Annotated in this window: 13 protein-coding genes and 2 riboswitches; of the genes, 10 read left to right on the forward strand and 3 right to left on the reverse strand. The window is 58.6% G+C overall.

Going from position 1 to position 14,383, the window contains the following annotated elements:
• Positions 1-25 precede the first annotated feature (25 nt).
• Both AC13DD_RS08655 and AC13DD_RS08660 read right to left on the reverse strand, forming a co-directional pair.
• Entirely contained in the window at positions 26-793 is a 768-nt protein-coding gene (locus AC13DD_RS08655) for an SDR family NAD(P)-dependent oxidoreductase (protein ID WP_053113897.1), read from the reverse strand.
• A gap of 36 nt (positions 794-829) precedes the next feature.
• Positions 830-2,482: an AMP-binding protein gene (locus tag AC13DD_RS08660; protein ID WP_482931058.1), complete on the reverse strand. Its 1,653-nt coding sequence runs from the start codon at positions 2,480-2,482 to the stop codon at positions 830-832.
• Positions 2,483-2,697: 215 nt separating this feature from the next.
• Between AC13DD_RS08660 and AC13DD_RS08665 the strand changes: the two genes are divergently transcribed.
• From AC13DD_RS08665 to codA, 7 genes are all read left to right on the forward strand, one after another.
• Positions 2,698-3,474: an enoyl-CoA hydratase gene (locus AC13DD_RS08665; protein WP_424005315.1), complete on the forward strand. Its 777-nt coding sequence runs from the start codon at positions 2,698-2,700 to the stop codon at positions 3,472-3,474.
• Positions 3,475-3,497: 23 nt separating this feature from the next.
• Positions 3,498-4,694, forward strand: a complete 1,197-nt coding sequence (locus AC13DD_RS08670; RefSeq protein ID WP_424005317.1) for an acyl-CoA dehydrogenase family protein — start codon at positions 3,498-3,500, stop codon at positions 4,692-4,694.
• A gap of 9 nt (positions 4,695-4,703) precedes the next feature.
• Positions 4,704-5,858: an acyl-CoA dehydrogenase family protein gene (locus tag AC13DD_RS08675; RefSeq protein WP_008177333.1), complete on the forward strand. Its 1,155-nt coding sequence runs from the start codon at positions 4,704-4,706 to the stop codon at positions 5,856-5,858.
• 43 nt (positions 5,859-5,901) lie between these two features.
• The gene (locus AC13DD_RS08680) at positions 5,902-7,083 is read left to right on the forward strand and encodes an acyl-CoA dehydrogenase (protein ID WP_053113905.1); all 1,182 of its coding nucleotides are present in this window, start codon (positions 5,902-5,904) and stop codon (positions 7,081-7,083) included.
• A gap of 250 nt (positions 7,084-7,333) precedes the next feature.
• Positions 7,334-8,617, forward strand: a complete 1,284-nt coding sequence (codB, locus tag AC13DD_RS08685; protein WP_008177335.1) for a cytosine permease — start codon at positions 7,334-7,336, stop codon at positions 8,615-8,617.
• Positions 8,618-9,322 carry a PucR family transcriptional regulator gene (locus tag AC13DD_RS08690; RefSeq protein ID WP_008177347.1) on the forward strand — a complete coding sequence of 235 codons (705 nt, stop codon included), beginning with the start codon at positions 8,618-8,620 and terminating at the stop codon, positions 9,320-9,322. It abuts the gene before it with no gap.
• Between the two features lie 33 nt (positions 9,323-9,355).
• On the forward strand, positions 9,356-10,585 hold the full coding sequence (gene codA, locus AC13DD_RS08695) for a cytosine deaminase (protein ID WP_008177348.1): 1,230 nt from the start codon (positions 9,356-9,358) through the stop codon (positions 10,583-10,585).
• 70 nt (positions 10,586-10,655) lie between these two features.
• Here codA and AC13DD_RS08700 read toward each other — a convergent pair whose 3' ends face one another.
• A complete protein-coding gene (locus AC13DD_RS08700; protein WP_008177349.1) occupies positions 10,656-11,213 on the reverse strand; it encodes an NADPH-dependent FMN reductase in 558 nt (185 codons plus the stop codon).
• Between the two features lie 222 nt (positions 11,214-11,435).
• Positions 11,436-11,521: riboswitch (glycine riboswitch) on the forward strand.
• Positions 11,522-11,620, forward strand: a riboswitch (glycine riboswitch).
• 40 nt (positions 11,621-11,660) lie between these two features.
• Here AC13DD_RS08700 and AC13DD_RS08705 point away from each other — a divergent pair.
• The 3 genes from AC13DD_RS08705 to gdhA all read left to right on the forward strand — a co-directional run bounded on the left by AC13DD_RS08705 (position 11,661) and on the right by gdhA (position 14,325).
• Entirely contained in the window at positions 11,661-12,260 is a 600-nt protein-coding gene (locus tag AC13DD_RS08705) for a trimeric intracellular cation channel family protein (RefSeq protein ID WP_227497903.1), read from the forward strand.
• A gap of 318 nt (positions 12,261-12,578) precedes the next feature.
• Positions 12,579-12,965, forward strand: coding sequence for a nucleoside diphosphate kinase regulator (gene rnk / locus AC13DD_RS08710; RefSeq protein WP_482931059.1), 387 nt, complete (start codon positions 12,579-12,581; stop codon positions 12,963-12,965).
• A gap of 13 nt (positions 12,966-12,978) precedes the next feature.
• Positions 12,979-14,325: an NADP-specific glutamate dehydrogenase gene (gene gdhA, locus AC13DD_RS08715; RefSeq protein WP_482931060.1), complete on the forward strand. Its 1,347-nt coding sequence runs from the start codon at positions 12,979-12,981 to the stop codon at positions 14,323-14,325.
• Positions 14,326-14,383 lie beyond the last annotated feature (58 nt).

Here is a 14,383-nt window from a genome sequence, read left to right on the forward strand (position 1 = left end):
TGTCTTGATTTGTGGAAAGGGGCGCTTAGCCGGCCATGGTCAGGCCACCGGACACGCTGATCACCTGACCGGTAATGAAATTGGCGTCGTCACTGGCGAGCAGAGCGATGATGCCGGGGTAGTCTTCCGGTTGGGCCAGGCGCTTCATCGGCACGGCGTTGCGGAAGGCTTCCAGGAGTTTCTCGGGGTTCGGAGCGGTTTCCGCCACGCCCTTGAGCAGCGCGGTGTCGGTGGGGCCGGGGCAGACCACGTTAAGGCAGATGTTTTTGGTGGCCAGTTCCCGCGCCACGGTCTTGCTGAAGCCCACCAGGCCGGCCTTGCAGGCGGCGTAGACGGATTCACCGGAGGAGCCGACCCGGGCGGCGTCAGAGGCCACGTTGATGACCTTGCCACCACCGGCAGCGATCATTTTCGGCAGCACCACGTGGTGCATGTTGAGGGCGCCGGTGAGGTTCACTGCAATCAGCTGGTCCCAGAGCTTGGGCTCGGTTTTCAGGAACGGCATGAAGCGGTCGAAACCGGCGTTGTTGACCAGCACCGTGGGCACGCCCAGATCGCTTTCGATAGCCGCCACCGTCTCGGTAATAGCCGCATAATTGGTGATATCGGCGGCGTAGGCGCGGGCCTTGCCACCGGCTTCGGTGATCAGGTCCACCGTGGCCTGGGCTGTGGCTTCGTCACGGTCCAGAACCGCAACCAGGCTGCCTTCTTCGGCGAAGCGCAGGGATACGGCGCGGCCGATGCCGCCACCACCACCGGTAACAATGACTGTTTTTCCGTTAAGACCTTTCATCGGTTGTTCTCCTGTTGCTCAGAGTAATGGGTCGGGTCAGGCGCGTTTGGCCGGCTCCAGGCGCACTTCTTTCGCCTGTTCCCGCAGTTTGAATTTCTGGATCTTGCCGGATGCGGTGCGAGGCATGGCCTCGATCACTTCCAGATATTCCGGCAGGTAGTTTTTGGACAGTTGCTGCTCGGTCAGATAGGCCTTGACCTGGTCCAGGGTCAGATCGGTGGCGTTCTCGTCGAGGGTGACGTAGGCGCACAGGCGCTCACCCAGGCGTTCGTCCGGGCAGCCCACCAGGGCGACATCGACAATACCGGGGAACTTGTAGAGCAGGTTCTCCACCTCCACGACCGGAATGTTCTCACCGCCCCGGATGACCACATCCTTGGTGCGGCCGGTGATGCGGATGTAGCCGTCCTTGTCTATGCGTGCAAGGTCCCCGGTATTGAACCAACCGGCTTCGTCCACGCCATAGAGTTCGGGGCGCTTGAGGTAGCCGACAAACAGGCTGGAGCCCCGAACCAGCAGGCTGCCTTCCTCACCGGCAGGCAGTTCGTTGCCCTGGAAGTCGGTGACTTTCACGTCCATGTAGGGCAGGGCCTTGCCGTCGGACTGGCTGGCCCGCTCGGCGGGATCTTCCGGGCAGGTCATGGTGACCGCGCCGTTCTCGGTCATGCCCCAGGCCGAGACAATCTTTGCCTTCAGAACCTTGCCGGCCTGTTCCACCACGGCACTGGGGATGGGGGCGCCGGCTGAGACAAAGATCCGCAGGGAATCCAGTTCGCCCTCGTGCTTGGGTGCGGTTTTCACCAGATCCGCCAGGAACGGTGTGGCGGCCATGGTGAAGGCCGGCTTCTCGGCGGCAATCACCTTGCAGACGTAGTCTGCGTCCCAGATGTCCTGGAGGATGGCGGTGGTGCCCAGGTAAATGGGCATCATGAAGCCGGTCTGGTGGGCCACCGGGGAGGCCATTAACACCTTGTCGTCCGAGCTCAGGTGCAGGCGGTCGGCGTAAGGACGCACATTGGAAAACAGGGTGTTGGAGGAGTGCATGACCCCCTTGGGTTCGCCGGTGGTACCGGAGGTGTAAAGGATCTGGATGGCGTCGTCGGCGGTGAGTTGGCGCTCGGCAAACAGGGCCTTGGTGTCTTGCTTTTCTTCCCAGGGGGTCTCCGTGAGACGTTGTTCAAAGCTACGCTCGCCCTCTCCCCCGATGACCAGCAGGGTTTCGAGATCCGGCAGCTCCCCCCGAATACCGTCAATCATGGCCTCGTAGTCAAAGCCACGAAAGACCTTTGGTATTACCAGCAGTTTGGCCTCGCCATGCTTGAGCATGAAGCGCAGTTCCCGCTCCCGGAAAATAGGCATGAGCGGATTCAGAATCGCGCCGATGCGCATGCAGGCCAGATGCAGGGCGGTGGTCTGCCACCAGTTCGGTAGCTGGCAGGCCACCACGTCGCCTTTACCGATGCCCATGCCGGCCAGGCCGGCCGCCATGCGGGTGACTTTGTTATTGAGTTGCCGATAAGTGAGGGCGGTGCGGGTGTCGCTGGTGACCTGGTAGCCGACGATGGCTTCCCGGTCCGGGGTGCTGGCCACGGCCTGGTCCAGGTAGTCGGTAATGCGCTTGTCGTTCCATGCGCCGCTCTCGACCATGGCGACGCGGCGTTCCGGATTGAGAGTGATGCCTGTGTCCATCTGATTCACCTGTTGTGTCCGGTTTGTTTTTGTTGGGTAGCCAGCCCGCAGAAGCAGGTCTTTGCCTTGTCAGTTTCAACATACGCCTTCTCAAAATATTATGTCAACATGTTGCCTTAAAAAATATTCGGGTGTAGCCTCTGAAAATCGGACAAATAAGCTTCCATAGCTTTTATAAAGAAGTAATAAGAAAAAATCTGTTAGTGGAGGTGGTTATGGAGTACAGCAACATATTGCTTGAAAAGCATGAGGCTGTGGCCCTGGTCAGACTCAACCGACCAAAGGTCTACAACGCGTTGAACAACGCACTGATGAACGAACTGACCTCTGCTCTGGAAGTCCTGGAAACGGATGAGGCCATCCGCGCCATTGTCATTACCGGTAACGAAAAAGCCTTTGCCGCCGGCGCGGATATTGCCGAAGTCCATGCCCTGGACTTTTCCCGGGCCTACCGTGAGCGCTTCATCTCCGCCAACTGGGAAACCGTGACCCGGTGTCGCAAACCGGTGATTGCGGCGGTGGCGGGGCTGGCGCTGGGTGGTGGTTGTGAGCTGGCGATGATGTGTGACCTGCTGATAGCCGCCGATAACGCCCGCTTCGGCCAGCCGGAAGTGAAGATTGGCACCCTGCCCGGAGCCGGTGGTACCCAGCGGCTGGCCAGGGCTATTGGCAAGGCCAAGACCATGGACCTGTGCCTGACCGGTCGAATGATGGATGCGCAGGAAGCTGAGCGCAGTGGCCTGGTCAGCCGGGTCGTGCCAGCTGAAGATCTGCTTGATACGGCCATGGCGGTAGCAGGGGAAATCGCCGGCTATTCGCAAATGGCCACCATGATCAACAAGGATGCGGTCAATCAGGCGTTCGAGACCCCTTTGAGGGCGGGCGTTGAATACGAACGCCGGCTGCTGTGGTCCAGTTTTTCCAGCGAGGATCGAAGCGAGGGTATGACCGCCTTTCTCGAGAAACGTCAGCCCCAGTGGAAGCACCGTTAACCTTTACAAGCTCAGGAGCGATTATGGATATTCATTTCACCCCCGAAGAGCTGGCTTTCCGCAGTGAGGTGCGGGCGTTTCTGGGACAGAATCTGCCGGCCGACCTTGCAGAGAAGGTCCGTCTGGGCCGTCGACTTGCCAAAGAGGGTCATCAGCGCTGGCAGAAGATTCTTAACCAGAAGGGTTGGTATGCCGTCAACTGGCCGGTCGAGCATGGCGGTACCGGCTGGTCCGTGGTGCAGAAGCACATTTTTGACGAGGAGTGCGCCGCCGCTGGAGCGCCCAGATTGGTGGCGTTCGGCGTCAACATGGTGGCACCGGTAATCATCAAGTTCGGCACCCAGACCCAGAAGGATTACTACCTGCCGCGGATTCTGCGCAGCGAGGACTGGTGGTGCCAGGGCTATTCCGAGCCCGGCGCCGGCTCCGACCTGGCCAGCCTGAAAACCCGCGCCGAGCGGGATGGCGATCATTACCTAGTCAACGGTCAAAAGACCTGGACCACCCTGGGCCAACATGCGAACCGGATCTTCTGCCTGGTTCGCACCGATCCTTCCGCCAAGAAGCAGGAGGGCATCTCCTTCCTGCTGATCGACATGGATACGCCAGGCATTACTGTGCGCCCGATCATCACCCTCGATGGTGAACACGAGGTCAACGAGGTGTTCTTCGACAACGTTCGGGTGCCGGTGGAAAACCTGGTTGGTGAGGAGAACAAGGGCTGGACCTGTGCCAAGTATCTGCTCACCCACGAGCGTACTGGCCAGGCCGGTATCGGCCAGTCAAAAGCGGCGCTGTCACACCTCAAGCAGATTGCCAGTGCCGAGACGGTGGCCGGCCAATCACTGATTGACGATCCCCTGTTCCGCGCCCGGATTGCCGAGTTGGAAATGCGCCTGCTGGCGGTGGAGATGAGCACCCTTCGCATTCTGGCCGCCACCCGCGATGGTGGGGTGCCAGGGGCGGAGAGCTCGTTGCTGAAGATTCAGGGCTCGGAGATCCGTCAGGCGATCACCGATCTGATGCGCAAGGCGCTCGGGCCGAACGCGCTGCCGTTCCTGGAGCCGGAGCTGGAACCCGACTTCCATGGCGAGCCTTTGTATCAGGATTACGGCGCGTCGCCGGCCAGCCAGTACTTCAATCTGCGCAAGCTGTCTATCTACGGCGGGTCCAACGAAATTCAGAAGAACATCATCGCCAAGCTGGTTCTGGAGCTGTAGGAGGGGACTATGAATTTTGAACTGAACGAAGAGCAACAGATGCTGGCTGATACGGTCGAGCGTCTGGTCCGCAACACCTACAGTTTTGAGCAGCGGGAGGCATTCTACCAGAGCCCCCGGGGTTACAGCCCGGAGTTCTGGCGCCAGTTGTCAGAGCTGGGCATTACCTCGGTGCCAATCGCTGCCGAGTACGAAGGCTTCGGCGGCACAGGCGTGGAAAACATGCTGGTGATGAAGGAGCTCGGCCGGGGCCTGTGTCTTGAGCCGTACCTGCATTCCCAGATCTATGCTGCCGGCCTGTTTGAGCAACTGGGTTCCGCCGAACAGCGGCAGTCGATTCTGCCAGCGGTGGCGGCAGGCGAGCGTCTGTTGACGGTGGCCGACGAGGAAGCAGGTAGCCATTACCATCCGGAGGCGATTGAATGCCAGGCGGTGCCCTGTGAACGGGGCTGGCGTCTGAGCGGCCGCAAACGGGTAGTGATCGGCGGCGAGCTTGCCCACACCATCCTGGTCACTGCCCGGATGAGTGATGGTGAAGGTGTAAGCCTGTTTCTGCTGGACCCGGCGGCTGAGGGTGTTTCGCGCACCAGCTACCCCTGCATAGACGGCCCAAGGGCCTGTGATCTTGCACTGGCGGATGTCTACGTCGAGGCGGACAGCCTGCTCGGACCGGCGGGTAAGGCCGCGCCGGCGCTGGCCTATCAGCGTGGCCGTGCGGTTGCCGCGCAGTGCGCCGAGGCGGTAGGCAGTATGGAGGAGGCCTTCCGGCTGACTCTGGACTACCTGAAAACGCGCCAGCAGTTCGGCTCACCGATTGGCCGCTTCCAGGCGCTTCAGCACCGGATGGCGGAAATGCGCGGCGAACTCGAGCTGGCGCGCTCCATGACCATTCTTGCAGCCTGTGTGGCAGACGACCCGGATTCGGAAAGTCGCAGCCGACGGCTTGCTGCTGCCAAGTTCACCGTGGCCCGGGCGTCGCAGCTGATTGCCGAGCAGTCTGTCCAGTTGCACGGCGGTATTGGTATGACCTGGGAATATTCACTGGCCCACCACGCCAAGCGCCTGGTGATGCTGACTCATCAGTTCGGGGATGACGACTTCCACCTCGGACAGTATTCGGCCCTGCTGGAGATACCCCGGCAGGCTTCACAGCAGGTGGCCTGACCACCCGCCATCAAGACAAGATCAACAATCGGAGACAACCGACATGGCCAACCAAGCAAGTTTCAATTGGGAAGACCCGCTGTTGCTGGACCAGCAACTGACCGAAGACGAGCGTATGGTGCGCGAGAGTGCTCGCCAGTTTGCCGAAAGTAAGCTCCGGCCCCGGGTGCTGGAAGCCTTCCGCAACGAACAGACCGACCCGGAGATCTTCCGGGAGATGGGCGAGACAGGCCTGCTGGGATGTACCATTCCCGAGCAATACGGCGGTAGCGGCCTGAATTACGTGTGTTATGGCCTGATCGCTCGCGAGGTGGAGCGGGTGGATTCCGGTTACCGGTCCATGATGAGTGTGCAGTCATCTCTGGTGATGGTGCCCATCTACGAATTCGGTAATGAGGAAACACGCCAGAAGTATCTGCCCAAACTCGCTTCCGGAGAATGGATCGGGTGTTTCGGGTTGACCGAACCAGACCATGGCTCCGATCCCGGCAACATGGCGACCCGCGCCCGCAAGGTGGACGGCGGTTACCGCCTGACTGGCAGCAAGATGTGGATCACTAACAGCCCAATCGCTGACGTGTTCGTGGTCTGGGCCAAGGACGATGACGGCGCAATTCGCGGCTTTGTTCTGGAGAAGGGCTGGGAGGGCCTGAGTGCCCCGGCCATTCACGGCAAGGTAGGGCTGCGGGCCTCGATCACTGGCGAGATCGTGATGGACGGCGTCTTTGTGCCGGAAGAAAACGCCTTCCCGGACGTGCGAGGGCTGAAGGGGCCGTTCACCTGCCTGAACTCCGCCCGCTACGGTATTTCCTGGGGTGCTCTGGGTGCCGCCGAGGATTGCTGGCACACCGCCCGCCAGTATGTGCTGGACCGTAAGCAGTTCGGTCGGCCGCTGGCGGCCAACCAGCTGATCCAGAAAAAGCTGGCAGATATGCAGACCGATATCACCCTGGCCCTGCAAGGCTGCCTGCGTCTTGGTAGGATGAAGGATGAGGGCACGGCTGCCGTCGAGATCACTTCCATCATGAAGCGCAATTCCTGCGGCAAGGCTCTGGATGTTGCCCGCCTGGCCAGGGATATGCTCGGGGGGAACGGCATCAGTGATGAATTCGGGGTGGCGCGACATCTGGTGAATCTGGAAGTGGTGAATACCTATGAAGGCACTCACGATGTGCACGCTCTGATTCTGGGTCGAGCCCAGACCGGTATTCAGGCGTTCTTTTGATCATTCTCATCCAGGATTGCCGGTATTGCAGGGTCTGGTCTTTGGGCAGTCCTGCACTGAAATGAGCGTTGGCCTGCTTTTTTGCACCAGGTCAGGGCGAACCCGGGATGCGACGACATCCCGACCTGGTGTGATTGTGCAAAGTGCACAGGTCAGGTGTCATCCACTCTCTCAAATCATGGTCGTGAGGACCACATGGCACAGACGTTGCCATCTTTCTCTCGTGTTTTCATCAAAGAGAGACAAGGCAATGACCTCACAAGTAACTCCACAGGAACAGGATTACCCGCTCAGCCCGGTGCCCATGGACCAGCGCCGCAGTATCTGGTCCATGGGCCTGGTTCTGCTTGGCTTCACCTTTTTCACCGCCACCATGTGGGCGGGCGGCAGTATCGGTGTTGCATTCGATTTTTCAACGATGCTGCTGGTGCTGGCAGCCGGTAACCTTCTTCTGGGTACCTACGCCGCCATTCTTGGCTACATCGCTGCAAAATCGGGGCTGAATACGGCCCTGATGTCCCGTTTTACCTTCGGTGAGCTGGGTAGCAAACTCTCCGACTTCATCCTGGGCTTTACCCAGATCGGCTGGTACGCCTGGGGCACGGCGACCATGGCCATTCTCCTGGTCAAGCTGACGGGCTTGCCCGAGAGCTGGACCACGCCGCTGATGGTGGTGTTCGGTTTCGGCTTCTGTATCACCGCGTTCATTGGCTACAAGGGGCTGGAAATGCTGTCCCGCTTTGCGGTGCCGGCGATGATTATTTTGGTAGCGGTGAGTATGACAATCGCCACCTCGGACGCCGGTGGATTTTCGGGATTACTCGCCATTACCCCCTCAGACGAAATGACCGTAGCTGCGGCCATTACCATGGTGTTCGGCACTTTCGTCAGTGGAGGCACCCAGGCTACCAACTGGACCCGTTTTGCCAAATCCGGAAAAACGGCGGTGATTGCGACCCTACTGGCGTTCTTCCTCGGTAATGGACTGATGACGCTGATTGGCGCCTTTGGTGCTCTGGTTTACCAGCAGGCGGATATCGTCGATATCATGGTGGCGCAGGGGCTGGCGACCCTGGGTATTCTCATGCTCTTCCTGAATCTTTGGACAACGCAGGATAATACCGTATACAACTTCGCCGTGGCCGGCTGCAATATGATTCGAACCCGCCGGCGCAAGCTGGTGACGGTGGGCGGTGCCGCCATCGGCACAGTGCTGGCTGTTCTGGGTATGTATGAGTGGCTTATCCCGTTCCTGGTGTTGCTTGGAACCTTCATTCCGCCCATTGGCGGCGTCATCATGGCCAGCTATTTCATTGGCTATAAGCGCGAGTACCCGTCACTCGAAACGGCGACCTTGCCCGCGTTCAATATTCCCGGGCTGGCGGCCTATGCCATAGGCTCGGCAGCGGCCTATACCTCGCCATGGATCGCGCCGATTGTTGGCGTACTGGTTGCCGCGGCCAGTTATGGTGTAGTGCTTGTGGTCAGTGAGGCCGTTCGTGATCGCCGGGCCCAGGTTCTGGGAGCGGTGTAAATGGCCCTGACGTGCCGTGACATTCCGGAGCTCCCTGGCCTTGGGGCCATCCATCTGCGGGGTGGGAGTTCCGGCGCAGACAACACGGTGCGCTGGCCTTATCTGGCGGAGAACCGGTCTTTCACCAACTGGGTCAGGGGTGGCGAGCTGGTATTTGTCACCGGTATCAGCCGCCACCGCAGCCCGGCCAATCTGGCCGAGTGCCTCTATGAAGGTCGGGACTGCGGTATATCGGGGCTGGTTGTGCTGACCGGCGATGCCTACATCGGGCAGCTACCGGCCATGTTAAGTCGTCTGGCGGATGAGCTGGCCATGCCGTTGTTTGAGCAGCCTTACTCGCTGCCAATGGTGGATGTGACCGAAACCATCGCCCGGGCGATTGTCGCATCGGAGCGGTCGCAAGAGCCCCGGGAAGGCGGGCTGGCGGAGGCGCTGATAGCCGGTATCGGCAGTCATCAGCTCGAAGGACTTATCCGGCAGTACCTGCCTGAGGTGGAAGCCGGGTTGCTGGACAGTAGTCGAGATCTCCTGGAGGTATGGCTTCAGGAGCGTGGAAACCAGTGCGCCATGGCTGAAGCCCTTGGCTGCCATAGAAATACCATCCGGAACCGGATGAATCGGTTGGTCGCGGAGATGCCTCCGGAGTCTGAACCGAATGAATATTTCAAAACCCTGGTGCTGGCCCATCTGTTGTCGCGGCCATGATTCAAGCCAGCGGAAAATCTGTGTGGAGATGTTATGAGTGAAAATCTGAACGCTATTACCAATGCTCGGTTGCAGGGCCGTGAGGGGTTATTCCGGCTGACCATCACCGATGGAAAATTCAGCAGTGTCACGGCGCAGGATGCGACTGAAAGCGTTGCCGAGAACCAGCTGGACGCCGGCGGAAATCTGGTCGCTCCTCCTTTCGTGGAGCCGCACATCCACCTGGATGCGGCCATGACCGCCGGCGAGCCACGCTGGAACCAGAGTGGTACCTTGTTTGAAGGTATCGAGTGTTGGTCTGAGCGCAAAGCCAGCCTGACTCACGACGACGTGATCGGTCGGGCCGAACAGACGTTGAAGCTGTTTGCCGATAACGGCATTCAGCACGTCCGCACCCACGTGGACGTGACGGACCCCAAGCTGACAGGGCTGAAGGCCATGCTGGAAGTGCGTGAGCGTATGGCTGACACAGTAGACCTGCAGATTGTCGCTTTTCCCCAGGAAGGTCTCTGGTCATTTCCCCAGGGCAAGGAGCTGATGGAAGAGGCGGTTCGTCTGGGGGCCGATGTGGTCGGTGGCATTCCCCATTTCGAATTCACTCGAGATTACGGCGTTGAATCGGTTCAATGGCTGGTGGCGTTGGCCCACAAAAACGACCTTCTCGTAGACGTGCATTGCGACGAGATCGACGATCCCGAATCCCGATTCCTGGAAGTGCTCGCTGCCGAGGCGCTCAAGCTGGATTATGGCTCACGGGTCACCGCCAGCCATACCTGTGCCATGGGCTCGTACAACGACCATTACTGCAGCCGGCTGTTCCGCCTGTTGAAGAAATCCGGCCTGCGCTTCCTGTCGATGCCCACCGAAAGCCTGCACCTGCAGGGCCGCTTCGATGGTTATCCGAAACGTCGTGGCCTGACCCGGGTTCCGGAACTGCTGGATGCGGGACTGAAGGTGGCCTTCGGCCAGGATTCCATCCGCGATCCCTGGTATCCACTGGGCAACGGCAACATGCTCCGTACCCTGGACGTAGGCCTGCACGCCTGCCACATGCTGGGCATGGGTTGGATTGATCGGTCGCTGGAGCTGATCACCGACAACGGTGCTGCAGCATTGGATCTGGACGAATACGGCATCGAGGAGGGACTTCCGGCTCGCTGTGTTGTTCTGCAGGGGCAGTCGCCCTACGAGGTGCTGTTGGGCCAGTTGCCGGTTGCCGCGTCTATTCGTGATGGCCGTGTTCTGATAAACCGGCAGGGTTGATGCCCGTTGAAGTAGAAGCTACAGATTCCCCGGTTTGCTAACCGGGGAATCTGCTCAACTACTCTGGTGTTCAGCGTAGCGACTTCAGGGCCGTTGCCCATTTCGCCATTTCGTCCAGCATGGCATTGGCAGAGCCGGTGTGATGCTCGGCAGGGAGGAAGTTGCGCTGGTCATCCAGTTTCTCCCACGGCATCTGCACCATTACTCCTTCCACCATCGGCATCATTTTCAGCGTAGTAACCAGCTGCTTGGCAACCTGGGCTGAACGGAGTCCACCGGAAACACCGCCGTAGCTGACAAACCCGCAAGGCTTATAGTTCCACTCGTTGTATACGTAGTTCAACGCGTTCGTGAACGATGGCGGCGGGCAAAAATTGTACTCGGGAATGACGAAGACGTAGGCATCTGCCTTATTTACGCTCGCTGACCAGGCTTTGGTGTGCTCATGCTCATATTTCTGCATGCGAGGATGGTTGGCCTCGTCGTAAACCGGAAGCTTGAACTCAGCTAGATCGACCAGTTCGCTGGAAAACGTTCCCTGGTCATTGACCAGAGAATTGAACCAGTGGGCAATGGAAGGGCCGATTCGGCCGGGGCGCGTGCTGCAGATGATGGTTTGTAGTTTCATGGGGTGTCCTTAGATAGCGGCCACAAGCCGTCGAAGGCTGCTTAGTGAATCCGTGTAGGAATGGCTGCTTAGTGAATCCGTGTAGGAATGTCTGCTTGGAAAAGCAGCATAAAGGGCGCCTCTTCAAAAAGATAACGGAGTAACCAGTAAGAATTAGTCAAAAATTCTGAGCCTATCAGCCCGCCGCCTCGCTCGACGTTAGCTTCCTATCTCTCTATAATGCCCGGTCTCGCAGGAGAGTGGGCCGTTGGCCCCGCCGAAGGCGCAAACTCCCATAAACGCTCAGGCACAGGTACTGCGAGCATCATCTAACGCCGTCTGGAGAGCGACTGCCACCGCAGTCCACCGAAGGGGCAAGCAGAGCCAGGCTCTGTAAACTCTCAGGTATCAGGGACAGGGGGAGAGGCCACAGAAACTCAGGAGTCCTGTGTGCTGACCTCTATCTATATGATTGCCATTACCGCCGAAGCCATGTCGGGAGCCCTCACCGCCGGGCGGAGGAACATGGATCTGTTTGGTGTCGCTGTAATTGCGTTTTTTACCGCCCTTGGTGGCGGAACTGTCCGGGACATTCTTCTGGGTAATTTCCCAGTCACCTGGACCCAGCACCCTCGCTATATCTACATGACCATTACCGGTGGCCTGGTCACCATCGTGATTGCGCGCTTCATGCGGCATCTGCATCAGTTGTTTCTGGTTCTGGATGCCATAGGTCTGGTGGCTTTTACGGTTATTGGCTGCAATGTCGCGCTCAAGCTGGGCTATGACACCGTGGTGGTGGTCATGGCCGGCATCACAACAGGGATCTTTGGCGGTATCATCCGGGATATCTTATGTAACCGCACCCCGCAGGTGCTGCGCCACGAACTCTACGCCAGCGTTTCACTGATGGTGGCTTTCCTGTACCTGACCTTGCTTCGCCAAGGGGTGGGCGAGAATGTCACTCTTTTGGCCGCTTTCAGTCTCGGGCTGCTTCTGCGTATGGCGGCCATTCGCTGGGGGTTGTCGTTGCCAGTATTCAGCTATTCGCAGACACGCTGGGAATGAGCGCGATGTGGGTTTGAGAAAGCCCTCGAATTGTGGGCATGGTCTAGCCTCAGACCTTTTCATCGTTTCATTTCCTCGTGAACTGAGCTAACGTAGCTTGCTAAGATTTTTCCTTTTTCAGAGTCGCTGAGTTTCAAAATGAAAACCGGTTTTTACTTCATCCATTCCGTTTTATCAGCGGCGGCATTTCTGGCTGCCGGGCCTCGCCGTATTTGCCATTCCTTTCGCTGAATTCGTCGAATCCCTCGTCGAATTCGGCGAAACCCTCTGAACACATCCCCCAACTGAACCTTGCCTTGCGGGCCTATAGGAGTCGGTATGTCCGAACGTCCAGCTATTTATGTCTTAGAACAGGATTTTGATCGTTTATCTGCGATGTTGGAGAAACAGCTACATGGCACTGAAACAGCCGAAGCGCTTGCGCTCGAGCTTGATAGAGCAACTCTGGTTGATGCCGCAAAGCTGCCTTCCGGCACCGTCACCATGAATTCTCTGGTCCATTTTAAAAATGAGAGTAACGACGCCGAGTACACGAAGAGACTCGTGTACTCGACCCCGCGAGACGGAAGCGAGGAGTGTGTATCCGTCCTGGCTCCGGCGGGTGCAGCCTTGCTGGGTCTTCGGGTAGGCGATCGTATTGATTGGCCTTTGGCTGGAAAGAACCAGCTGCGTCTGAAAATTATCCATGTGACTCACGCAAACTGAACGAGGAAGATGCATGCACCAGAAAGCCCCCCTTGACCAGCTGTATGAGCAGGTCGTCCTGAGAAATCCCGCGGAACCTGAATTTCATCAGGCCGTTCTGGAAGTTCTCGACTCGCTGGCGCCGGTGATTGCCAAGCATCCCGAGTATAAGGAAGCGAAGCTCCTTGAGCGTATTTGCGAACCAGAGCGGCAAATCATTTTCAGGGTCCCCTGGGTGGATGACTCTGGTACCGTGCAGATCAACCGGGGGTTTCGCGTTGAACTCAACTCGGCCCTTGGGCCCTACAAGGGGGGCTTGCGGTTCCATCCTTCCGTCAATCTGGGCGTGGTGAAATTTCTGGGTTTCGAGCAGATCTTCAAGAACTCTCTGAGCGGTATGCCGATCGGCGGAGGCAAGGGTGGTTCCGACTTTGATCCCAAGGGCCGATCTGACAATGAGATCATGCGGTTTTGCCAATCCTTCATGACCGAACTGTATCGGCATATTGGCGAGTACACCGACGTGCCAGCAGGCGACATCGGCGTAGGAGCCAGGGAGATTGGTTTTCTGTTCGGGCAATACAAGCGCCTCACCAACCGTTACGAATCTGGCGTGCTGACTGGTAAGGGCCTCGGATGGGGCGGTGCTCGTGTGCGCAAGGAAGCGACAGGTTACGGAACGGTTTATTTTGTCCGGGAGATGCTGGCGGCTCAAGGTTCCGATCTGGAGGGCAAGGACGTGGTAGTTTCCGGCTCCGGGAACGTCGCAATTTATGCGATGGAGAAGGTTCAGCAGTTTGGGGGCAGGGTGATCGCCTGCTCCGATTCCAGTGGCTACGTTTACGACCCGGCCGGAATCGATGTTGGGCTGGTTCGCCAGATCAAAGAGACGGAACGCGGCCGAATCAGCGATTATGCCGCCCGGCGGCAGAATGGAAGCGATTACGTGCGCGGGGCGTCCATTTGGGAACTGTCCTGTCAGGTAGCCCTGCCGTGCGCCACTCAGAACGAGGTGACCGGGGGCGACGCGAAGGCGTTGATTCGCAATGGCGTCCTGGCGGTTGCTGAAGGTGCCAATATGCCGTGCACTCCAGACGCGGTGAAGTTGTTCCGCGACGCCGGCATTTTATTTGGTCCTGCAAAAGCGGCTAATGCCGGTGGCGTGGCTACCAGCGCGCTGGAAATGCAGCAGAACGCCTCCCGGGACTCCTGGAGTTTCGATTACAGCGAACACCGCCTTAAGGACATCATGATCGAAATTCACCGCTCCTGTTTTGAAACCGCTGAAGAATACGGCCGGCCGGGAGACTACGTATTTGGCGCCAATACCACAGGCTTTTGCCGGGTTGCTGATGCGATGCTGGCGTTTGGGGTTATTTAAATAGTCTGGAGGCGCCTTCTGCTCGTGTAGCGCAGGCCTGCCCTTTGCCGAGGCGGGA

Source organism: Marinobacter sp. L-13 (genome assembly GCF_056857715.1).